At 33.2% G+C, this 24,378-nt stretch carries 21 protein-coding genes; 20 read left to right on the plus strand and 1 reads right to left on the minus strand.

Annotated features, from left to right (window positions below; all coding sequences use genetic code 11):
• Positions 1–209 precede the first annotated feature (209 nt).
• From RSA29_RS07210 to RSA29_RS07250, 9 genes are all read left to right on the plus strand, one after another.
• A complete protein-coding gene (locus tag RSA29_RS07210; protein ID WP_346943791.1) occupies positions 210–1,121 on the plus strand; it encodes a trans-4-hydroxy-L-proline dehydratase activase in 912 nt (303 codons plus the stop codon).
• A 134-nt stretch (positions 1,122–1,255) separates the two neighbouring features.
• Positions 1,256–3,628, plus strand: a complete 2,373-nt coding sequence (gene hypD, locus RSA29_RS07215; protein WP_346943790.1) for a trans-4-hydroxy-L-proline dehydratase — start codon at positions 1,256–1,258, stop codon at positions 3,626–3,628.
• A gap of 17 nt (positions 3,629–3,645) precedes the next feature.
• Positions 3,646–4,446 carry a pyrroline-5-carboxylate reductase gene (gene proC / locus RSA29_RS07220; RefSeq protein WP_346943789.1) on the plus strand — a complete coding sequence of 267 codons (801 nt, stop codon included), beginning with the start codon at positions 3,646–3,648 and terminating at the stop codon, positions 4,444–4,446.
• Between the two features lie 130 nt (positions 4,447–4,576).
• The gene (locus RSA29_RS07225) at positions 4,577–4,885 is read left to right on the plus strand and encodes a pyrimidine/purine nucleoside phosphorylase (RefSeq protein WP_346933912.1); all 309 of its coding nucleotides are present in this window, start codon (positions 4,577–4,579) and stop codon (positions 4,883–4,885) included.
• Between the two features lie 391 nt (positions 4,886–5,276).
• Positions 5,277–6,452: a MalY/PatB family protein gene (locus RSA29_RS07230; protein ID WP_346943788.1), complete on the plus strand. Its 1,176-nt coding sequence runs from the start codon at positions 5,277–5,279 to the stop codon at positions 6,450–6,452.
• Positions 6,453–6,686: 234 nt separating this feature from the next.
• Positions 6,687–7,514: a transporter substrate-binding domain-containing protein gene (locus RSA29_RS07235; protein ID WP_346943787.1), complete on the plus strand. Its 828-nt coding sequence runs from the start codon at positions 6,687–6,689 to the stop codon at positions 7,512–7,514.
• Between the two features lie 9 nt (positions 7,515–7,523).
• Complete coding sequence (locus tag RSA29_RS07240) at positions 7,524–8,189, plus strand: amino acid ABC transporter permease (protein WP_346933915.1); 666 nt, start codon at positions 7,524–7,526, stop codon at positions 8,187–8,189.
• Between the two features lie 53 nt (positions 8,190–8,242).
• Positions 8,243–8,977 (plus strand): amino acid ABC transporter ATP-binding protein, encoded by a 735-nt coding sequence (locus RSA29_RS07245; protein WP_346943786.1) that lies wholly within the window; start codon positions 8,243–8,245, stop codon positions 8,975–8,977.
• A 333-nt stretch (positions 8,978–9,310) separates the two neighbouring features.
• Positions 9,311–10,681: an MATE family efflux transporter gene (locus RSA29_RS07250; protein WP_346943785.1), complete on the plus strand. Its 1,371-nt coding sequence runs from the start codon at positions 9,311–9,313 to the stop codon at positions 10,679–10,681.
• Positions 10,682–10,845: 164 nt separating this feature from the next.
• On the opposite strand, the gene RSA29_RS07255 is transcribed toward RSA29_RS07250, so the two are convergent.
• The gene (locus tag RSA29_RS07255; protein ID WP_346943784.1) at positions 10,846–11,382 is read right to left on the minus strand and encodes a nitroreductase family protein; all 537 of its coding nucleotides are present in this window, start codon (positions 11,380–11,382) and stop codon (positions 10,846–10,848) included.
• Between the two features lie 702 nt (positions 11,383–12,084).
• Between RSA29_RS07255 and RSA29_RS07260 the strand changes: the two genes are divergently transcribed.
• The 11 genes from RSA29_RS07260 (at position 12,085) to cutD (ending at position 24,318) form a co-directional block, all read left to right on the plus strand.
• Positions 12,085–13,230, plus strand: a complete 1,146-nt coding sequence (locus tag RSA29_RS07260; RefSeq protein ID WP_346943783.1) for a 1-propanol dehydrogenase PduQ — start codon at positions 12,085–12,087, stop codon at positions 13,228–13,230.
• A gap of 134 nt (positions 13,231–13,364) precedes the next feature.
• Positions 13,365–14,195, plus strand: coding sequence for a MerR family transcriptional regulator (locus tag RSA29_RS07265; RefSeq protein WP_346943782.1), 831 nt, complete (start codon positions 13,365–13,367; stop codon positions 14,193–14,195).
• A gap of 583 nt (positions 14,196–14,778) precedes the next feature.
• Positions 14,779–15,885 (plus strand): hypothetical protein, encoded by a 1,107-nt coding sequence (locus RSA29_RS07270; protein ID WP_346943781.1) that lies wholly within the window; start codon positions 14,779–14,781, stop codon positions 15,883–15,885.
• Positions 15,872–16,138, plus strand: coding sequence for a hypothetical protein (locus tag RSA29_RS07275; protein ID WP_346943780.1), 267 nt, complete (start codon positions 15,872–15,874; stop codon positions 16,136–16,138). The genes RSA29_RS07270 and RSA29_RS07275 overlap by 14 nt, the downstream gene beginning before the upstream one ends.
• A 215-nt stretch (positions 16,139–16,353) precedes the next feature.
• Positions 16,354–17,466: a hypothetical protein gene (locus RSA29_RS07280; protein ID WP_346943779.1), complete on the plus strand. Its 1,113-nt coding sequence runs from the start codon at positions 16,354–16,356 to the stop codon at positions 17,464–17,466.
• The gene (locus RSA29_RS07285) at positions 17,453–17,719 is read left to right on the plus strand and encodes a hypothetical protein (RefSeq protein ID WP_346943778.1); all 267 of its coding nucleotides are present in this window, start codon (positions 17,453–17,455) and stop codon (positions 17,717–17,719) included. The genes RSA29_RS07280 and RSA29_RS07285 overlap by 14 nt, the downstream gene beginning before the upstream one ends.
• A 478-nt stretch (positions 17,720–18,197) precedes the next feature.
• Positions 18,198–18,494: a BMC domain-containing protein gene (locus tag RSA29_RS07290; protein WP_346933925.1), complete on the plus strand. Its 297-nt coding sequence runs from the start codon at positions 18,198–18,200 to the stop codon at positions 18,492–18,494.
• A 40-nt stretch (positions 18,495–18,534) separates the two neighbouring features.
• A complete protein-coding gene (locus RSA29_RS07295) occupies positions 18,535–18,837 on the plus strand; it encodes a BMC domain-containing protein (protein WP_346943777.1) in 303 nt (100 codons plus the stop codon).
• Positions 18,838–18,943: 106 nt separating this feature from the next.
• Positions 18,944–20,437: an aldehyde dehydrogenase family protein gene (locus RSA29_RS07300; RefSeq protein WP_346943776.1), complete on the plus strand. Its 1,494-nt coding sequence runs from the start codon at positions 18,944–18,946 to the stop codon at positions 20,435–20,437.
• 50 nt (positions 20,438–20,487) lie between these two features.
• Positions 20,488–23,022, plus strand: a complete 2,535-nt coding sequence (gene cutC / locus RSA29_RS07305) for a choline trimethylamine-lyase (protein ID WP_346943775.1) — start codon at positions 20,488–20,490, stop codon at positions 23,020–23,022.
• Between the two features lie 342 nt (positions 23,023–23,364).
• Positions 23,365–24,318, plus strand: a complete 954-nt coding sequence (cutD, locus tag RSA29_RS07310; RefSeq protein ID WP_346943774.1) for a choline TMA-lyase-activating enzyme — start codon at positions 23,365–23,367, stop codon at positions 24,316–24,318.
• The last annotated feature ends 60 nt before the right edge of the window (positions 24,319–24,378 follow it).

Below are 24,378 nucleotides of genomic sequence, written 5' to 3' on the forward strand. Positions count from 1 at the left end.
TGAAACTATGATGAGTTTGGTGAATTGTTATTTATAAATTGAAAATTATAAATTATAAAATGTAAATTGCAGATAAAATTCTTGTAGAATTTTTCAATTTAACTTTCATGGTGGGAATTCTTCATTTTGAATTTTTAATTCTAAATTGAAAGAGTTTTATCACCTAATTTTACATTTTAAATTTTAAATTTAAAAAGGCTGGTGATATTTTGAATTTACCAAAAGTTTTAAATATTCAAAAGTATTCTATCCATGACGGAGATGGGATAAGAACTACAATATTTTTTAAGGGATGTTTGCTTTCTTGTCTGTGGTGTCATAACCCTGAGAGTCAAAATTACAGTGAAGAGTTAATGTATAATGAGGAAAAATGTGCTGGATGTCTAGCGTGCGCAGAAATTTGTCCACAAAGAGCTATTGAAAAGGATGGACAACATGTATGTACTAATAGAGGGAAATGTGATTTGTGCAAAACTTGTATTGATCATTGTGTGAATAATGCTCGTGAAATTGTAGGTAAAGAATATACAGTAGCAGAGCTTGTTAAGGAAGCTGAAAAAGATAAGATGTTTTATGAGGAGTCTTATGGTGGTATTACTTTATCAGGTGGGGAAATTATGACCCAGAACATGGATTACATAGAGGAATTATTAAAAAAACTAAAAAGAAAAGGCTACAATGTTGCAATAGATACTTGTGGATATGCACCCTATGAAAATTATGAGAGAATAATGAAATATGTAGATGTATTTTTATATGATATAAAGCTTATGGATACTATTATTCATGAGAAATTTATGGGTAAGGGAAATGAATTAATACTTAGTAATCTTAAAAGACTAAGTGATGCAGGTGCAAATATAAATATAAGGATACCTACAATAGAAGGGGTTAATGCAGATAAGGATTCAATGGAGGAAATCATAACTTTCTTAAAGGATAATATAATTGTTAAGAAGGTGAATTTGCTTCCGTATCATAATACTGGTAGAAGTAAATATGACAGACTTCAAAGAGAGTATAAAGGATATGAACTTTCTACACCTAGTGAGGAAAGAATGAAAGAGATAAAAGAAAGCTTTGAAAAGCAAGGCTTTATAAATGTGAAAATTGGGGGATAGGGGTAAATTAGAAATTAGAAATTAAGAATTATAGATTAGAAATTAAAAATTAAAAATTGGAGAAGGATTAAATTTTACATCTTAAATTTTAAATTTTACAATTTTAATTTTGAATTGAAAGGAGTTTTTGGATTATGGAAAGAGGAATGAATGAGAGAATCAAGAGGTTAAGAGCAGAGAGCGTGAATGCAACTCCACATATCTATATGGAGAGGGCTACCTTAATGACAGATGCCTATGAGAAATATGATGGAAGTGTTTCTATACCAGAGATGAGAGCTTTGGCTTTTAAATATTTTATGGAGAATAAAACTCTTTGTATTAATGAAGGGGAGCTTATTGTAGGAGAAAAAGGGGATAGTCCTCAAGCTGCTCCGACTTTCCCAGAGTTGTGCTGTCATACACTTGATGATATGAATGTTATGAATGAGAGAGAGCTTATTGGATTTAAGGTGGATGAAGAAGGCTTCAAAATCCAAGAGGAAAGAATTATTCCTTATTGGGAAAAGCGGTCTGTTAGAAATAAGATTATAAATGCAATGACTCCGGAGTGGAAGATATGCTATGAAACTGGTATATTTACTGAGTTTATGGAGCAAAGAGGACCTGGACATACTGTTGGTTCAGAGTATATTTATAAAAAAGGTTTCTTAGATTATAAGGTTGAAATTAAAGAAGCTATAGATAAATTAGATTTTTTAAAGGACCCAGAAGCGTTAGCAAAGAAAGAGCAATTAACTGCTATGGATATCAGCTGTGATGCTATCATGATTTTAGGAGAAAGATATGCAAAATATGCAAGGGAACTTGCGGAGAAGGAAACTGACTCATCAAGAAAAGGAGAGTTGCTTCAAATTGCAGAAAACTGTGAAGTAGTACCTGCTCATGCTCCTAAAACTTATTGGCAAGCTATTCAAATGTACTGGTTTGTTCATCTTGGAGTAACTACAGAGTTAAATCCATGGGATGCATATAGCCCAGGAAGACTTGATCAGCATTTAAATCCTTTTTATGAAAGAGACTCAGAGGCAGGTATATTGAATGAAGATAGTGCTAAGGAACTTTTAGAATGTCTATGGATAAAATTTAATAACCAGCCAGCACCTCCAAAGGTTGGAATTACACTAAAAGAAAGTAGTACTTATACGGATTTTGCAAATATAAATACTGGTGGTATTACTGCAGAAGGTCATGATGGAGTTAATGAAGTAAGTTATTTAATTCTTGATTGTATGGATGAAATGAAGTTATTACAACCAAGTTCTAACGTGCAGATAAGTAAGAAAACACCAAGAAGATTCTTAAAAAGAGCCTGTGAAATATCAAGAGAAGGTTGGGGGCAACCGGCTTTTTATAATACAGAAGCAATTGTACAAGAGTTACTTAATGCAGGCAAGACAATTCAAGATGCTAGACGTGGAGGAACCAGTGGTTGCGTTGAAACTGGAGCCTTTGGAAATGAAGCATATATTTTAACAGGATACTTTAATCTTCCTAAAATATTAGAATTAACATTATTTAATGGCTATGATAAAGTAAGTGGCAAGCAACTTGGATTAAAGCTTGGAAATGCAGAGAGTTTTAAAAATTACGAAGAATTATTTGAGGCTTTTAAAAAGCAAGTAGAGTACTTCTTAGATATTAAGGTTCAAGGTAGCAATGTAATTGAGAGGATTTATGCTCAGTACATGCCAGCACCATTCTTGTCAATTATAACGAATGACTGTATAAGCCGTGGTAAGGATTATAATGCAGGGGGTGCCCGATACAATACAAATTACATCCAAGGAGTTGGAATAGGGACAATAACAGATTCCCTTGCAGCTATTAAATATAATGTTTATGATGAAAAGAAATTTACAATGGAGAAGTTAGTAGAAGCTTTAGAAAATAATTTCCAAGGAAATGAAATCATAGCAAACATGGTGAGAAATAAAACACCTAAGTATGGCAATGATGATGATTATGCAGATGAAATTATGCAGGACGTATTTAATCTTTATAATGAAGCGGTAACTGGTAGACCAAACATGAAGGGTGGTTGCTATAGAATTAATATGCTACCTACAACTTGTCATGTATACTTTGGAGAAGTGATGATTGCAAGTCCAAACGGTCGTCTTGCCCATAAGCCTGTATCAGAAGGAATTTCTCCAGAGAAGGGTGCAGACACTAATGGTCCTACAGCAGTTATAAAATCTGCATCAAAAATGGATCATTTAAGAACTGGGGGAACTCTTTTAAATCAAAAATTTACACCAAGTGTAGTAGCGGGAGAAGATGGTCTCGACCATATGGCCAACCTAGTTAGAACTTACTTTAACATGGATGGTCACCATATTCAGTTTAATGTAATTGATAAGAGCACACTTATAAAAGCACAAGAAAATCCAGAAGACTACAAGGATTTAATAGTAAGGGTTGCAGGATATAGCGATCACTTTAGGAATCTAAGTAAAGAACTTCAGGACGAAATCATAAACAGAACAGAGCAAAACTTTAATTAGAGAAGGAGATAACTAATATGAAGATGAAATTAGGATTTATAGGTTGTGGAAATATGGCTAAGGCTATGATTGGGGGAATTATAGGATCTGGTATTATTCCAGCAGAAGAGATTATTGCTTCAGATGCATATGCTGTAGGTCTTCAAAACACTAAAGGTGAATTGGGAATCAATATTACTTCGGATAATAGTGAAGTTGCTGTAGTTAGTCAGGTTGTAGTTTTAGCTGTGAAGCCTCAATACTATGGTGACGTTATTAAAGAAATAACTGATGCAATTAAACCAGATACAATCATAGTGACTATTGCTCCAGGACAGAGTCTTGAAAAGTTGCAAGGTCAGTTTGGTAAGGTAGTAAAAATAGTGAGAACTATGCCTAACACACCTGCTTTAGTTGGGGAAGGTATTACAGGAGTTTGTAAAAATGATTTAGTTACTGAGAAAGAGTTAAATTATGTGTGTAAAATTTTAAGTGGATTCGGTAAGGTTGAGGTTGTGGCCGAGAACTTGATGGATACTGTAGTTGGGGTAAGTGGAAGTTCACCTGCTTATGTATTTATGTTTATTGAAGCTATGGCAGATGCAGCTGTAATGGATGGAATGCCAAGGGATAAGGCTTATAAATTTGCAGCGCAAGCTGTACTTGGTTCTGCAAAAATGGTTCTTGAAACAGGAAAACACCCAGGCGAATTAAAGGATATGGTTTGCTCACCAGGTGGAACAACTATAGAGGCTGTAAGAGTTCTAGAAGAAAAAGGTTTCCGTAGCAGTGTAATGGAAGCAATGAAGGCTTGCGTAAGAAAAGCAAAAGGGATGTAATAACATCCAAGTATAAAATTTGAAATGTAAAATTTTAAATTAAGGACAAAGTGGTTGATAGATTTTTAAATAATGAAATGTATAGATTTGGTTATAAAATATATAATATGAAAGAGAAGAGGAATTTAAAATGGAATTTACAAAGGTTAAGATAGTTAAAAAGGCGAATGTGTACTTTGATGGAAGAGTAACTAGTAGAACAGTTTACTTTGAAGATGGAGAGAGAAAGACTTTAGGATTTATGCTTGCTGGAGATTATGAATTTAGCACTGGAGCTGAGGAATTAATGGAAGTCCTTGGTGGAGAGATGGATATAATGCAAAAAGGTGAGGATAAATATACAACTTATAAGGAAGGCGAAAGCTTTATAGTACCAGCTAACTCAAGCTTTAAAATAACAGTAAACACAATAGCAGACTACTGCTGCTCATATAAGTAACACTCCAAATTTTACATTTGGCTAAGTGTTACTTACTCCACCGAATGTATATGAGGCGGAGTTTCCTTAAAATTGATATATTCATATTTAGCTAGCTATATCCCCACAGGTAAACTGAAGTAGCTCGTTAGATATTAACTATAAAAATTGTATAGTTAATTAAAGCACCCAGAAGTAAGATATGGGTGCTTTTACTATTTAAAAATTGTGGAATTAAAGAAAATGACTATTTCAAAAATTGATATTTTGAAATAGCCATTTTCTATTTGTAGGGGATATAGGAAAATACTATAGATATAAGTATATTTATACAAAAAATGAATATTAAATGAAATTTACCATAGAAATTGATATGATAATTCAGGAATGATCATTGGGAGGAGGTATAAAAATGTATAATTTTGATGAATTTGTAGAAAGAAAGAATACTCACTCCTTAAAATACGATGGCATAAAGGATAGGTTTTCTATTGATGCTGAGAATCTTCTACCACTTTGGGTTGCAGATATGGATTTCAAGACTCCAGAGCCGATTAGAAGCGCATTGAAGGATAAGATTGATGAAGGAATATTGGGTTATAGTGGCGGGTATGAAGATGTCTATGAGTCAATAATTAGTTGGTATGAAAGAAGACATGATTTAACTTTGAAAAGAGAGTGGATTGAATTTAGTGGCACAGTAGTTAGTTCATTGGCAAGAATCATAAAAACATTTACAAATGAAGGGGACAAAATCATAGTTCAGCCACCTGTGTTTTCAAACTTCTATGATTTAATTAAGATGAATAATAGACAGGTTATTGAAAATCCATTGATACTTAAAGATGGAAAATACACTATGGATTTAGAGGGGCTTAAGAATATTATTGATGGAAAAGTGAAGATGATAATATTATGCAATCCACATAATCCAGTTGGAAGAGCTTGGACAAAGAATGAATTAGGGGAGTTAACAAAGATATTAGTTGATAATAATATCCTAATAGTATCAGATGAAGCTCATTGTGAACTTGTACATAAAGAATATAATCATAATTTTATTCTTCAGCAGCAGGAGAATGTTATAGAAAATTCTATAACTTGTATAGCTAGCCATAAAACTTTCAACATAGCAGGCTTGGAGATATCGAATGTAATTATACCTAATGAATCTTTAAGAAAAAGATATAAACAAGTGCTATTAAGTGAAGGTATTAATAAACCAAATTTATTAGGGTTAACGGCATTGAAGGCTGGATTTGATCATTGTGAGATATGGTTAGATGAGATGTTAGATTATGTGGAGAGTAACTTTTTATATATGGAGGAGTTTTTCAGAGAATATATTCCGTGTATAAAAACAATTAAATCAGAAGCTATGTTTTTAGCTTGGCTTGATTTTAGAGAATTTAACTTAACACCAAAGGAATTAGAAAAGCTATTGATTAATGAAGGAAAAGTCTTGGTTAATCAGGGATATGCCTTTGGGCAGGGTGGAGAAGGATTTATAAGAATAAATCTAGCTTGCCCTAAATCAACGTTGAAGGATGCTTTAGAGCGGATTCAAAAAGCTGTATTATCATTGTAATAGTATAAGTGAATTTAAAAAATACAAATGATATTACACTAAGACAATATTGAAGCCTAATATGAATAATTAATTAAATGTAATCAATTGATTAACTAAACATAGTTGAGTAATTAACTAAAGGGTAGCAAAGCAATTAATAGAAAATAGCAAAACAATTAATAGAAGATAGCAAAACAATTAATAGAAGATAGCAAAACAATTAATAAAGAATTAATACGAGGGGGATTTGAAATGAAAATTAACAGTAAAAAGATAATATCAATAATAGCTACATTAACAATAGGTTTAACTATTTTTAGTGGATGCGGTAACAAGGCGGCTGGAGATAAAGCGGCTGATAATGGTTCAAAGGATGCAAAGAAAACTCTTATAGTAGGGGTTTCTACAGAGTATTATCCATGGTGCTTTAAAGAAAATGATCAATCAAAGGGTTTCGAGATTGATGTTTGGAATGAAATAGGGAAAAGGGCTGGTTATGAGATAGAGTATCAAACAGCAAAATTCAGTGGACTTGTAGGAATGCTTGATGCAGGTAAAATAGATACAGTGGCACACCAAATGTCTACTACAGAGGAAAGAAAAGCTAAATATGATTTTAGTGATACATATGCTTATAGCAAATATAAATTTGTTGTGCCAAGTGACAACGCTAGTACAAAGATAGAAGATTTCAAGGGAAAAAAAGTTGGTTGTGTACTAGGTGGTAATGGAGAGAAAACTCTTAAAGACTTAAATGAGAAGTATAACTTAGGATTAGATATAGTAACCTTTGATGGAGTTCCTATGGAAAAGGATGTAGAGATAGGAAGAATAGATGCAGCATGGCTTTCAGAAGTAAAAGCAAAAACAACTATTGAGCAGGGAAAATTAAACTTAAAGATTGCAGATATTGATACTGGTGTTTATGAAATAAACCAATATCCATTTAGAAAAGAAGAAGCAAGTAAAGAAATTATTGAAACTGTAAATAAAACTATAAAAGAAATGCATGCAGATGGAACTTTCACAAAAATATCAAACCAATGGTTCCAGTTAGATACTACTAAAGAAACTAATTAGGTGGTGTCCATGCCTATATTTGATTTTCAGTTTGTTATAAATTTAATACCATTAATGCTTAAGTATTTAAAGGTAACACTTACATTATCCTTAGTATCCCTAGTGTTTGCATTACTAATAGGAATGGTAATAGCCTTAATTGTAGATGCAAAGGTACCAGTGCTAAAGCAGATGTCTAGTGTTTATGTATCCTTTTTTAGAGGAACACCACTGGTTGCACAGATGTTTTTTATATACTTTGGATTAATACAGATTATACCTGGATTAAAGGGTTTGGATGCCATGACATCAGCTATAATTGTACTAAGTCTTAATGCTTCGGCATACTGCTCAGAAAGCTTAAGGGCAGCCCTAGCAGCTGTGGATAAAGGTCAAAGGGAAGCGGCTTATGCAATTGGTATGACTTATACCCAGGCAATGGTAAGGGTGATTTTACCTCAGGCTATAAAAATTGCAATTCCAACTTTGGTTAACACTTTTGCAGATATAGTAAAGGGTTCATCATTAGCATTTACTATAGGGGTAACAGAAATCATGGCAACAGCGCAATCAGAAGCAGCAGCGAAGTATAAATTTTTAGAGGCATTTACCTGTGTAATTCTTATTTATTGGATGATTAGTATTGTTATAGGATTTATACAAGGAAAACTTGAAAAAGCCTTTAATAAAGAATAAGGCATCTTCTTTGATTTATTATTTATTTTCAGATGCCTAATGAGGAGTAAAACATGTTAGAGTTAAATAATTTAACGAAGAGTTTTGGAGACAATTTAGTATTAAAGAGTATAGACCTAAAGGTAAAAAAGGGTGAGGTTATAGCAATAGTTGGACCATCGGGTACAGGAAAATCAACATTGTTAAGATGTATTAATTTCTTAGAGCGAGCTGATAGTGGAACGCTTAAGTTTGGAAATTTGAAAGTTGATTTGTGCCTTGCACATAAAAGACATATATTAGAGGTTAGAAGAAGAACTGCCATGGTTTTTCAAAGCTATAATTTATTTAAAAATAAAACGGTTTTAGAAAATGTCATGGAACCACTTACCACGGTAAAGAAAATGAATAAAGAAAAAGCTAGAGAAATAGCAAGTGAGCATCTTAAAATGGTAGGGTTAGAGGAAAAAGCTAATGAGTATTCTTCAAAATTATCTGGAGGACAACAGCAAAGAGTGGCAATAGCAAGAGCTTTGGCTGCAGATCCAGAGATAATATTAATGGATGAACCAACCTCTGCTTTAGACCCTGAACTTATAGGTGAGGTTTTAGAAGTAATCAAAGGTTTAGCAAAAGCTCATATGACTATGCTTATAGTAACCCATGAAATGAAATTCGCAAGGGAAGTAGCGGATAGGATAATATTTATGGAGGATGGAAACATAGTTGAAGATGGACATCCAGATGAATTATTCAGCGAAAAAAGTGACACACGATTAAAAAGATTTGCAGGTAAAATAAGTAGTTAAAAAAGAAAACAGCTCAAAATAAAAAAATATATTCTAATTAACGTTATAGAATTCATGGTTAAAATCTTTAATAGATTTTAGTCATGAATTTTTTATGTTGAACCATAACTTTATAATTTTATATGCTGAATCATAAAATTAAAATCATAAAATTTTAATTTTAAATTTTGAATTATGAATGTTAAATTCTAAGTTTAAAATCTTAAGTGTTAAATTTAGAAATATGAATTTTAATTTAAAATATTCAACTAATTCTGACAATAATAGATATGATTTCATGTATGAAAATGTTATAATATAGAGGAATTAGTAAAAATAAGGGGTGGTTACAGCGTGGAAGAAACGTGTGTCATGGAGAAAAAAGCTTTAAGAAAAAAAATCTATTCAATGATAATACCTATAACCGTGGAGAGTATGCTTCAAATGACAGCAGGCTTTGTTTCGGCGGCCTTTATTGGAAGATTAGATGCTATGGCGATTTCAGCCTTGGGGATTAGTACAAGGATTACACAGATTATATGGTCTCTATTTAAGGGGATAACTACAGGGGGCACAGTCCTCGTGGCTCAGGCTTATGGAGCGAATAATGAAAAAAAGGTTCGTGATACTATTATGCAGACCTTGATTTCTTGCGTTTTACTTGTAATTATTCTAGCTGGTTTTATGCAGATCAATGGGAAAGTGTTTTTGAAGGTTTTTAATCCTTCCGTAGATTTGATTTCTCAGGCGGAGAGTTATTTGAAAATTGTGGCATTTGGACTTCCTTTTGTTGTAATTATGCTGGTGGTGGCGGGTTCTCTTCAAGGAATGGGTAATGGAAAAACCCCTATGAAGATTGCGGCGGTAATGAATGGAGCAAATATATTAATAAGTCCTGTATTAATATTCGGAAAGTTTGGACTTCCGGCTATGGGTATTCAGGGTGCAGCTTTAGGTCTCGTAATAGCTCAATTCATAGGAGCATCATTAGGAATATATACACTGTTTAATAAAAATGGAATTCTATATAAGTGTAGAAATAAGAATTCCTTTAAACTAGATAAAAGTATCATAACAAAGGTATATAAAGTTGGATTCCCATCCTCTTTAGAATCTATGTTTTGGCAATTTGCATCAATAATATTAACTACATTGATTTTAGCTTTTGGTGAGATTGCTATGGCATCATATCAGCTTGGACTTCAGGCAGAATCTATATCATATATGCCAGCGGTAGGCTTCAGTGTTGCAGCTACAGCGTTTACAGGCCAAGCCTTAGGAGCTAGAAACAAAGATCTAGGTAAGGCATACTTAAAAGAAATTTTAAAGGGGTCAACAATAATAACAATTATATCCTCAGCTTTATTACTTTTTGTACCTAACCTTATAATGATGCTACTCACAGATAATGTAGATATTATAAATCTAGGATCAAAATATCTAATATTAATGGGATTAGTTCAGATTCCACAGAATATTTCAGCTTGTATAAATGGATCATTAAGAGGTGCAGGTTTTACAAAGGTACCAATGTACTGTGCGGGTATAGGAATATGGGTTATAAGAATACCATTAGCACTTATATTTACCAAGGTACTACACTTAGGCGTTATAGCAATTTGGGTAGCGATGTGCGTAGACTTAGTTGTAAGATTAATGGTCAGTGTTATATTCTATAAGAAATATAAAATCTTTTCAGAAAATAGCAAAGTAGAAGTTTGTTAGAAATTTCAAATTTAAAAGGTACTATCTCTATTGGTTTATGTTGCAAACTGGTGTTTAAACATAAGCCCATAATTAAGAGATAGTACCTTTTAGTTTTACTGTTATTGATATCGTGGATTCTTAACACTTGAGTAAGTAATAAAATCAACTTTAATATGTTAGAATTACTCTACTATTTTTAAAATAGTATCTGCAAATTTGCGTCTTGGCATTGATACTTCCTCGTCGTAGTATCCAATGGGTATAACGGCAACAATTTCCTCGGTATGAGATACCCTTGTAATTGCAGATACTTTTTCTTCGTCAAAGAGACCAAGGATAACACTGCCAAGGCCAAGCTCATTAGCTTTTAAGGAGAAAACCATATTAGATAAGCCACAGTCATACATCTGCCAACCAGTGCCCTTAGGTGAATCAAAGCTACCCTCACGAGTATAACCAGATCTATTTTTAACTACACTTGTAACAATAACCACAGGAGCATTGGCTACAATGTCACGATTAAAAGATGGCATTGCAAGTGAAATTTCCTTTATCTTATCAGGGTTTTTAATCGCATAATATCTAGTTACCTGAGAATTTTTCCAGGATGGTGCATAAGCCGCAGTGTTTACAAGGTCTGTTATAACCTCATTGCTAACTTCTTTTGAATTGAATTTACGAATACTTCTTCTTGTTTCTACACAATTTTGAAATTCCATATATGTACCTCACTTAATCTTAAATTTTAGAGTTGTTTTAAATCAATACTGATAAGTAACTATGATTAAAGTAGACAATAATCTGTGGTTACTTATGCTTAAATTTATATCTTTTTAAATTTGTTAGTAAAATAATATATTACGTAAGACAATATTATTGGAACAAATAAAGATATAAAACTCACTGTAATACCATTATTAGTATTAAACACAATGAATTTTAGTTCTGCAATATTCAAAGTGTATCCAATGATATTATATGTTAAAAATATAATTATAAAAGTAATTAATGTGAATTTTTCCATGTGTTTCATTTAAATCATCCCTTTCAAGTCATTGTGTGATGAATAACAAATACGTCTATGTACGATATATGTTCCATTATACAGAATATACAACTTATTCGTCCAGTAGATAATAACTCTATAAACTGTGAATTATGAATTATGAATTATGAATTATAAATTATAAATTATAAATTGTGAATTGTGAATTTAAAATTGTGAATTGTGAATTAAAAATTATAAATTCATAATTATAAATTTTAAATTTTAAATTTAAACCTACTATGGTATAATGAACTGAATAAAATTTATTGTAAAACTTATCGTTGGAATTAAAATGTAGGTTAATTTTGTATTGGAATTAAAGAATAGCTAAATTGTTCGTATCTTTAAACTTTTAATTAAGGAGAGATTGTATATGAAAGAATTTAGTATTAACACAAAGATCTATTTTGGAGAAGGTTCTTTAAATAGGCTAAGTGAAATAAAAAGTAAAAGAGTATTAGTTGTATGCGACAAATTCATGGAAACTTCTGGTATGGCTGGGAAGGTTATAGAAAAGCTGGTTGATTGTCAGACAGCGATATATAGCGATGTAGTTCCTGACCCTTCTGTGGAAGTTATTGCAGCTGGTATTCAAATTTTAGAAGCTTGTAATGCAGAGGTTGTATTAGCTCTTGGTGGAGGTTCATCTATTGATGCAGCTAAAGCTATAATAGAGTATTATAAGAAATTGCAAGGTGAAGCGTCTAAAATAGAAGATTTTTATGCTATTCCAACTACGAGTGGTACAGGCTCTGAGGTAACTGAATATGCCGTAATAACAAATAAGCAAGAGGGGTTAAAATATGCTTTAGCAGATAAATCGCTTCTTCCTAATGTGGCAATATTAGATCCAGAGTTAGTTGTTTCTGTACCGAAGGCTATAACAGCAGATACTGGAATGGATGTAATTACACATGCTATAGAGGCTTATGTTGCAAAGGGAGCAACTGATTTTTCAGATGCTTTAGCAGAAAAAGCTGTTACTTTAGCATTTAGATTCTTACCTGAGGCTTATGCTGATGGAAATAACCTAGTAGCAAGAGAAAAACTTCATAATGCATCTTGTCTTGCTGGAATGGCATTTAATGCGGCAGGACTTGGAATTACTCATAGCTTAGCTCATGCTGTAGGTGGAAAATTGCATATATCCCATGGGAGAAGTAATGCAATAATCCTTCCACATGTAGTAGAATATAATGCAAGTTTAAATAGTGGTAGTTATACTAAAGAGTATGAAATAGCGGCTAAAAAATATCAAAGATTAGCAAAAATATTAAAATTACATGCACCTAATGTAAATATTGGGGTAAATAATTTAATTAAAAGTATTGTTGAACTTCAGAAGAAACTTATGATTCCTACTACATTTAAGGAACAAGGTACAGACCTTAATTTAGCTTGCCAAGTTAAAGAAGAAATAATAAATGCAGCTCTTAAGGATATTTGCACCAAAGCAAACCCTAAAGATGTAGCAAGTGAAGACTTGTCTAAGATCCTAGACAAGGTTATAGGAATATAACAATATATATAGCCACCCAGTAATGGGTGGTTTTATTCATTGACAAAAAAATAACCTATGTGTAGTATTATAAAGTTGAGGAGTGTTTTGTTGTATCCTCGATTAATTTGCCAAACTAAGGGGGAATTTTGAATATGGAAAATGAATTATACTCTATAGGAAAAGTTGAGGAAATATGCAAAATAACTAAGAAAGCATTGAGATACTATGACAAAATGGGGATATTATCTCCAGATAAAATAGCTGATGACAGTGGCTATAGATACTATAGTAAAAATAATTTATTATCTGTACCCATGATAAAATATTATAAGCAAAGTGGCTTTAAACTTGAGGAGATGAAGAATTTTCTTGATGGGGCGTCTTATTCTATGTTTGAAAAGAACTTTAGAAATAAAATTGATGAGTTAAAAAAAATGGAGAGAGAAGTTAATTTGAAGCTAAAATCTATAGAAGATTGGTATGATCTTATAGTTGAAGCGGATATGGTTATAGAAAATAATGCCTGTGATGTGGCTGCAAAATATATAGATAAATGTTCCATGACTTTTTTAGATCAGGAATTTAATTATGATTATATGGATTCTATAATAAATATAGAGTTTACTAATTATATAGAAAGTATAGAAAATGCAATAACAGGTCCTGTAATAATAAAATTTTCATCCTTTGAAGATAAAATGAATGCGTGTTGTAAAAAAATGAGGATAATGCAGGAAACAATTTTAAAGTGTGACGAAGACAAGCTTGTTGAATTTGGGGGCTATATGGTAGCATCCTGTTATCATATAGGAGCTCATGAAACTATTGATGAAACCTATAAAAAAATAAAGGATTGGGCAGATGGACGTAGCTATATCTGTGATGAAGAGTCTTATGAAAGATATGTTACAGATTACTGGACGACTAAGAATACTGATAAATTTGTAACAGAGATAATGATTAAAATTAACAGGAAAAAATAATTTAGACGAGTGAATATAAATAACAAGTCAAGATGTGAATAATATTTTGTGTTAAACAAGGAACAGATTTTGCAGGATAACACAAAATAATGGAACATATTGACTTATTTTTTTTGAGGATGGCTTAATGAATAGATTAAACTGTTGCCCATAGGGTAAGGTATAAATAGAAAATAAAAACTCAGATTATTAAGATGTTGTAACATTATTACAAAAAAAACATATTTAAAATTTTAAGGAAAATAAATTTTTGTTGGTTGTTTTGAAAAGGAAATTAAAAATTTTTAGAAAAATCATGATTTTATAAGGGTTTACACTATATGAAATTGTTTGTAAATTTTGAAATGATGCTATAATTATAAAATTTACAATGTTTCATAAGATTTGTAGGTAAATGTATTGACTTTCCCCCAAGGGGAAAGGCCTATAATTAAATTAAGACGAAAATACCTATAAAGATAAAATAATGAAAAGTTATTCTAAGATTTCACAACGAACAAAATATTTATACAATGATAAGTTTTATTTAATTAAGTTTTATTATGTTATGTTAAACGTTTAAATGAAAGGGGTTTTATTTTTTATGAAAGAAATGGCAGGAGCTTCTTTAACTGCAGTTGCAGCTAAAGAAAAATTATCCTCTAATTTCCTTAAAAAAGGTATTTCAATTGCTCTATTCTCGGGTCTTATGTATGGATTTTATTCAGCATTTTTAACACTAGGTATGACAAAAGGTGTTTGGGGTGATTGGTTTGGCATTAACACAGCCGGATTATCAGCTCTAGTAATTACATATTTACTTGGTGCACTTGGTAGCGCTGTAAACGATACGTGTAGTGCAGTATGGGCCATAGGATATGCAATAGTTAAAGGCAAAATAGGAGATTTCTTCAGATGTCTTAAAACGAAACCAGGTGCAGTAATGATTTTAGCTGCTCTTATTGGAGGTCCTATTTCAAGCACAGCTTATGTTGTAGCTCTTCAAATGGCTGGTTCAATTGTTATACCGATTACGGCGCTTTGTCCTGCCATAGGTGCGATACTAGGAAGAATTTTATTTAAGCAAAAACTAAACAAGCGTATGATGGGCGGTATTGGTATTTGTGTCCTATCGAGTTTCATGATTGGTAGTACAAGCATTGGTGGAGATGCACCAGAAGGTATGTTCCTTGGTCTTTGTATTGCTTTAATTGCGGCTCTTGGATGGGGATTTGAAGGCTGTGTAGCTGGATATGGTACATCTATGATTGACTCAGAGATTGGTATTACAATTCGTCAAGTAACATCAGGACTTTCAAACTTAATAATCTTAGTACCTGTTTTTGGTATGATTTTTGGGGATGGAGTAGGATTCTCAACTAGTTTAGTTGTTGAAGCATTTACAAGTGGTCCCGCAATGATTTGGTTTGCATTAAGTGGACTTTGTGCCTTTGTTTCATACATGTGCTGGTATAACGGAAACAGTATGTGTGGTGCAGCACTTGGTATGGCTTGTAACGGTACGTTCTCATTTTGGGGTCCATTCTGTTGCTGGATAGTTCTTGGAGTATTTGGTGGCATGGAAGGATGGTCATTACCTCCAATCGTTTGGATTTCAGCTGTATTAATGATGTTTGGTATCTTAGTTATAGCTATGAATCCATTGGATTTATTTAGAAAGAAGGAGGTAGAACAGAATGAAGCCGCTTAATTATGCAATTTTAAAATATTTTACAACTGTTGAGGAAGCTTGTGCAGATGATGTAATAAAAGCTTTAGAAGGCCAATATGGTAGCTTTAAAGCTCTAAAAAAGAAGGCTGTAATTACAGCTTTAATGACAGCAGAAGCAAATGGGCTCCTTGAAGAAACACGATTTGAACTAGATAAAAATGGTGAGTTAAAGGTTTATTACCATGCACACGAAGATGGTGCAGCTACGATTAACAAATATATTAGAGATTAAGGCATTTTCAAAAGGTAAATGAATCAGTAAGCTGGATTATTTTCACTTATTATTTATTTTCACAGGCCTAATACATATTTAAATCTTAGATTACTTTAGTTAATGAGGCTTATTTCTGACAACTTATGATTATCAGAAATAAGCCATAACTTATGGATTAATTTTCATTTATTTTTCTATGACATTTATTTAACAGAAGAAGGGAGTTTTATTTTATGAAAGAAGTATCAGGAACAGTTAATTTGAAAGCAGCTGCGGCTAAAGAAAAATTAGCAAGTAATTTTTTTAAGAGGGGTGTGTCACTAGCCCTATTCTCAGGAATTTCTTATGGATTGTACACAGCGTTATTAACAATGGGTATGACAAAAGGTGTTTGGGGTGATTGGTATGGTGCTAATACAGCGGGGTTATCAACTTTCGTTATAGTATACTTACTTGCTGCCCTAGGTAATGCAATAAATGATACATGTAGTGCGGGATGGGCACTAATGAATGCAGTAGCAAAAGGTAAATTTAAAGACTTTGTAAGATGTATTAATACAAAGCCAGGAAAAATAATGATATTGGCAGCGCTTGTAGGGGGACCTATTGCAGGTACAGCTTATGTTATTGCAATTCAAATGGCTGGACCAATAGTTGTTCCAATTTCAGCTCTTTGTCCTGCTATAGCTGCAATTTTAGGAAAAATACTTTATAAGCAAGAATTAAACAAACGTATGGCTGGTGGTATTGCAATTTGTGTATTCGCAAGCTTTTTAATAGGTAGTACAGGTTTTGGAGGAGATGCTTCAGGAACTTTAGTACTAGGAATATGTATAGCTATAATAGCTGCTCTTGCATGGGGATTTGAAGGCTGTGTTGCAGGATATGGTACAGCTATGATCGATCCAGAAATCGGTATATGTATCCGTCAGGTAACTTCAGGTATTGCAAACTTATTTATTATAGTTCCAGTTATGGGAATGATGGCTGGTGGCCTTAACATTTCTGTTGATCTTGTAGTAAAAGCATTCACAAGTGGTCCAGCTATGATCTGGTTTGTTGTAAGTGGACTTTTAACATTCATAACATTCATGAGTTGGTATGCTGGTAACAGTATGTGTGGAGCTGGACTTGGTACAGCTTGCAATGGTACTTATTCATTCTTTGGACCATTATTCTGCTTCTTATTACTTGGAGTATTTGGTGGTATAGAAGGATGGTCATTACATCCGATTGCTTGGGTTGGTGCTGTAATAATGATGGTTGGTATATTAACAATAGCTATGAACCCATTAGATTTATTCAAGAAAAAGAATAAGGAGGTTCAAATCAATGAAGCCGCTTAATTATGCAATTTTAAAACACTTTACAAAGGTTAACGAAGCCTGTGCTGATGATGTAATAGAAGCTTTAAAAGGACAGTATGGTAGCTTTAAGGCACTAAAAAAGAAAGCTGTTATTACAGCTTTAATGACAGCAGAAGCAAATGGACTTATTGAAGAAACAAGATTTGAATTAGATAAAGCTGGTGAACTAAATGTTTACTATCATGCACACGAAGAAGGTGCAGCAACAATCAATAAGTATATTGCTAATTAGGAATTGAGAATTAAAAAATAAAAGTTAAAAGTTAAAAATTAAGGAATTAAGAAATGAAAATATTTCTTAATTCCTATCCACAATTTATAATTTATAATTCAAAATTCACAATTTAAACATTCCCCATAGGGTAATGCTTAAATAGTCTTTAAATAAAAAAAATTTCAATAATATAGTTGAAAGCAAGTAGAAATTTACAGGAATTCCATTGTAAACATGGGGTTAGACTACTGTTAGCCCATTGTGTGTAAGGATTTCATAGGTTTCTAAATATATAAACTTTGTAACAATAATTTGAAAATTTTTGTTATAAAAAATATATTGACTTTCCCCAATAGGGAAGGGGCTATAATTGGGTTATAGAAGAAAAGCATCAATGATGGACAGAAGATAACATAATCAAAATACAATTATAGATAAATTATTTACATAGTTAAGAAAAGAAGTTAAGAGCGATAAAAGGGAGGAGGAAATATTAATGAGATATTATGGTGATGAGGCTTTAGGACTTGTAGAAACAGTAGGATTAGTTCCAGCACTTGAAGCGGCAGATAAAATGCTTAAGGCGGCAAATGTGGAATTAGTTTCATATGAAAACGTTGGTTCAACGCTTGTTACAATTATGGTTAAGGGTGATGTAGGAGCAGTTAGAGCAGCGGTTGAAGCGGGGGCTGAAGCAGCAGCGGCAGCGGGTACGTTAACAGCGCATAATGTTATGCCAAGACCTATTAGAGAAGTTGGAGATATTGTTTCAGTACACGATATTGATTCATAAGATATTGATTCATAACATATAGAAAGGAAATGATGTACATATGGCAAGATATGAAGCTTTAGGATTAGTAGAAACCTTTGGTTTAGTTTTCGCACTGGAGGCAGCAGACGCTATGTGCAAATCAGCAGACGTTGAACTTTTAGGATACGCAAACGTTGCTTCTGGTTATATTTCGGTAATAGTTCGTGGAGACGTTGGAGCTTGTAAAACAGCAGTAGAAACAGGTTCAAAAGCAGTTCAAGATATGGAAGGCGGCAATCTTTATAGTTCAATAGTTATTGCAAGACCTCACCAAGATCTTGAAAAAATAATTCAACGTTATTCAATAAAAAACCTTATATAAGAATCTTTAAGAAGTAAATAAGTCAGCATATTTGACTTAGTATTTATTTAAGGTAATTAATAAGAAAATATAGTATTAACCTTTCGAAAGAAAAGGAGAGAGAAAAATGAATATAATTGATAACGATTTACTCTCCATGCAAGAAGCTCGAATTCTTGTTGAAAATGCTCGTGAAGCACAAAAGAAATTAGCAACATTTCCACAAGAAAAGCTTGATGAGATAGTAGAACGCATGACAGAAGAGATTGAAAAGCATGTTACTGAACTTGCAAAATTGTCTAGTGATGAAACAGAGTATGGAAAGTGGGAAGATAAAAGTATAAAAAACCGCTTTGTATGTTCTTATCTAAAAACTAGACTTAAAGGGATGAATTGTGTGGGTACTATCAATGAAGATAGACAGAACAGAACTGTAGATGTAGGGGTACCAATGGGGGTTATCGTTGCATTCGTTCCATCAACCAGTCCAGTTTCAACCACGATTTACAAAGCTTTAATTGCAATAAAATCAGGAAATGCCATAATATTTTCACCTCATCCAAGGGCAAAGAAAACTATCAGTAAAACACTTGATATTTTAATTCGAGCTGCAGAGGGGTATGGACTTCCCGAGGGTGCCCTTGCATATTTGCACACGGTAACACCTAGTGGTTCATCAGAGTTGATGAAACATAGTGACACATCATTGATAATGAACACAGGAGTTCCAGAAATGATGAAAGCAGCCTATAAATCTAGAAAACCTATAATTTATGGTGGTACAGGCAATGGGCCAGCCTTCATTGAACGTACTGCTGATATAAAGCAGGCGGTAAAGGATATTATAGATAGTAAAAACTTTGATTATGGAGTTGTTTCAGCGGCAGAGCAGTCAATTGTTGTAGACAGTTGCATTGCATCTGAAGTAAAACAAGAGATTGAAAAAAATGGTGGATACTTCATGACTGAAGAACAGGCTGAAAGGCTTGGTTCACTTTTTTATAAAAGTGATGGAAGTTTTGAAGCAGAAATCATTGGTAAATCTCCACAAACTTTAGCTAAGAGAGCAGGCTTTAATGTTCCACAGAGCGTAAGGGTTTTGATTTCTCAGCAAAAATATGTTTCACAAAGTAATCCTTATTCAAAGGAAAAACTTAGTCCAGTATTAGCCTTCTATATAGAAGATGACTGGATGCATGCATGTGAAAAATGCATTGAGTTATTACTTAGTGAGAGACATGGACATACACTTATTATACATTCAAATGATGAAGATGTAATTCGTCAGTTTGCCTTAAAGAAACCAGTTGGTAGAGTGCTTGTTAACACACCAGGTGTGTTTGGAAGTATGGGAGCTACAACTAACTTATTTCCTTCAATGACTTTAGGAAGTGGATCAGCGGGACAAGGGATGACTTCAGATAATGTTTCACCTATGAACCTGATATATGTTCGTAAAGTTGGTTATGGAGTACGTAAGACTGAAGATATCTTTAAGACGGAAAAGGCTGAGGAGATTTCATCAGTGAATGCTATGGAAAGCCCAAAAGTTAATGATATGGATAATGTAGAATTTCTACAGGGAATCTTAAAAAAGCTTATTGAAAATATAAACAAATAAATAGTCAGACTGAGAGTCTGAAATTAAAATAAAGAATGTGAGGTATTATTTTGGATATTCGTGAATTATCAAATAAATTTATGGAAGCAACTCAAAACATGTCTGATGAAGAACGTGAAGCTATAATGAAAATGTTTGAGAGTGTTTCAAAGGAAGTAATAAAAGAAGAGGCAGTTTCAAGCAATGAAAATAATGGGGGTCAGATTCCAGATGGAATTACACCTCGTTTAGTAAAGTTAAAAGAGAGCTATTTAAAGCATGTACCATCAATTACAACACACCGTGCTAGAGCAATAACAGAAATAGCTAAGCAAAACCCAGGTGTACCTAAGTCAATATTACGTGGAAAATGTTTCAAGCATTGCTGTGAAACTGCACCATTAGTAATTCAAGACAATGAGCTTATCGTTGGTGCTCCAAATGGTGCTCCTCGTGCAGGTGCTTTCTCTCCTGATATAGCATGGAGATGGATGGTTGATGAAATAGATACTATCGGTACACGTGCACAAGACCCATTCTATATCTCAGAAGAAGATAAGAAATTCATGAGAGAAGAATTGTTCCCATTCTGGAAGGGTAAATCAGTTGACGAGTACTGTGAAGACCAGTATCGTGAAGCAGGTGTTTGGGAGCTTTCTGGAGAATCTTTCGTTTCTGACTGTTCTTACCATGCTATAAATGGTGGAGGAGATTCAAACCCAGGATATGACGTAATCTTAATGAAGAAAGGTATGATTGACGTTAAGAGAGAAGCAGAGGAAAAATTAACTCACCTTAGCTACGAGAGACCAGAAGATATAGAAAAAATATACTTCTATAAATCATTAATTGATACTGCTGAAGGTGTTATGATTTACGCTAAGCGTCTTTCTAACTATGCTGCAGAACTTGCTGCAAAGGAAACAAACCCTAAGCGTAAAGCAGAATTAGAGAAAATATCTGAAGTAAATGCTAGAGTACCAGCTAATAAACCAAGCACATACTGGGAAGCTATACAATCAGTTTGGACTATAGAGTCTCTTCTAGTAGTTGAAGAAAATCAAACTGGTATGTCTATAGGACGTGTTGACCAATATATGTACCCATTCTACAAGGCTGATATTGAAGCTGGAAGAATGAATGATTATGAAGCATTTGAATTATCAGGATGTATGTTAGTTAAAATGTCAGAAATGATGTGGATAACAAGTGAAGGCGGATCTAAGTTCTTTGCTGGTTACCAACCATTCGTTAACATGTGCCTAGGTGGAGTTACAAGATCAGGTAGAGATGCTACAAATGAATTAACTTATCTATTAATGGATACAGTTAGACACGTTAAAATATACCAGCCAACAATATCATGCCGTATTCATAAAAGCTCACCTCAAAAGTACCTTAGAAAAATAGTTGACGTTATTCGTGCAGGAATGGGATTCCCAGCTTGTCACTTTGATGATGTTCACATAAAAATGATGTTAGCTAAAGGTGTTTCTTTAGAGGATGCAAGAGATTACTGCTTAATGGGATGCGTTGAGCCTCAAAAGTCAGGAAGATTATATCAATGGACTTCTACAGGATACACTCAATGGCCAATATGTATAGAGCTTGCACTTAACAATGGTGCTCCACTTTGGTATGGTAAGCAAGTATGTCCTAATCCAGGAGATATAAGCAATTTCAAGACTTATGAAGAATTTGAAGATGCTGTTAAAGAGCAGATAAAATATATTACTAAATGGACAAGTGTTGCTACAGTAATTTCACAACGTGTTCATAGAGAACTTGCACCAAAACCACTTATGTCTATGATGTATGAAGGATGTATGGAAGATGGAAAAGGTGTTGAAGCCGGCGGAGCTATGTATAACTTCGGACCAGGAGTAGTATGGAGTGGTCTTGCAACTTATACAGATTCTATGGCAGCTATTAAGAAATTAGTATTTGAAGATAAGAAATATACATTACAAGAAATGAATGAAGCATTAAAAGCAGACTTCGTTGGATTTGAAAAGCTTAGAAAAGACTGTTTAGATGCACCTAAGTATGGTAACGATGATGATTATGCAGATTACATTGCTGCAGAGTTAATTGACTTTACTGAATTAGAACACCGTAAATATAAAACATTATACTCAGTACTTAGTCATGGTACGTTATCAATTTCTAATAACACACCATTTGGACAAATTACTGGTGCAACAGCGAACGGAAGAAGAGCATGGATGCCATTATCAGATGGTATAAGCCCAACTCAAGGAGCTGACTTTAAAGGACCTACAGCTATAATAAAAACTATATCAAAAATGTCTTGTGAAAGCATGAACATCGGTATGGTTCACAACTTCAAGCTTATGTCTGGTCTGCTTGATACAAGAGAAGGCGAGGAAGGTATTATTACATTGCTACGTAGTGCATGTGCTCTTCAACTTGGAGAAGTTCAGTTTAACTACTTAGACAATAATACTTTAATAGAAGCACAAAAACACCCAGAAGAGTATAGAGACTTAATCGTTCGTGTTGCTGGATACAGTGCATACTTCGTTGAATTATGCAAAGATGTTCAAGATGAAATCATCAGCAGAACTATGCTAACACACTTCTAAATTTAAAATTGAGAATTAAGAATTAAGAATTTAAAATTCAAAGATGTGTTTTAAATCAGTGTTGATAAGGACTTAATATTATCTTCGCTAAACCGTTTCGGAACCTTGATTTACTAGGGGCTCTGGTAATGCCAAAATCTAAAATACAACAACTCGCATAAGCTCAAACAAGTTGTATTTCTTAACGATTTAGTCCTTCCCATAGCCTAAGTAAATTCAAGAACCCTGCAAATGGTGTTACGCTCAGATAATATTGAAGTCCAATTTCAACAATCTATTAAAACATAAACAAAAGATAAAGAATATATAAAGTCAAGGAAATAGGACTGGAGAATTAAGAATATGAGTAATATGAATTTAGGTATAATTGAACGAAAAGCAACGATTTTTAATATACAGAAATATAATATGTATGATGGACCAGGAGTGAGAACTTTAATATTTTTTCAAGGATGTCCACTACGTTGTAAATGGTGTGCGAACCCTGAGGGACTTATAAAAAAGAATAGAGTTATGCTGAAAAGAAGCTCATGTATTAACTGTGGAGCTTGTGTTTCAGTTTGTCCAGTTGGGATACATAGTATTTCAAATGAAACAATGAACCATGAAGTGAATAGAGACATTGACTGCATTGGATGTGGGAAATGTACTGACGCTTGCCTTAATTCTGCTATAACAATAGTTGGAGAGGTTAAAACTATCTCTGAACTTTTGAAAATTGTAGAGGAGGACAGAACATTTTATGATGTTTCTGGAGGTGGAGTAACACTTGGTGGTGGTGAAGTTTTAATGCAGCCAGAGGCAGCTTGTAGTTTACTTATGGCATGTAAGCAAGAGGGTATAAACACAGCAATTGAGACTTGTGGTTATGCAAAACTTGAATCAGTACTTAAGGTTGCGGAGTTCACAGATTTATTCCTATTTGATATTAAACATATTAATTCTGACAAACACTTTGAGTTTACAGGTGTGAGAAATGAACAGATATTAGAAAATCTACAAGCGCTTCTACATGGTAAATACAATGTTCAAATCCGTATGCCGTTACTTAAGGGTGTTAATGATTGTCAGGAAGACATTGAAAAGGTTATGGAATTTTTAATGCCTTTCAGTGATTATAAGAATTTTAAAGGTATTGATTTATTACCATATCATAAAATGGGAGTAAATAAATATAATCAGCTTGGAATGGAGTATCCTATAGAGGGTGATCCAAGCTTGGATGATGTAGACTTAGATAAAATTGAAAGCTGGATTAAGAAGTATGATTTACCTGTTAAAGTAATTCGTCACTAAATAATTTTCAAATAGATAATAAAGCATCTAAAAATAAATAATAACTCAAAATAGACGAGA

Origin of the sequence: Clostridium sp. (assembly GCF_036660475.1) — a bacterium.
Classification (GTDB): domain Bacteria; phylum Bacillota; class Clostridia; order Clostridiales; family Clostridiaceae; genus Clostridium_J.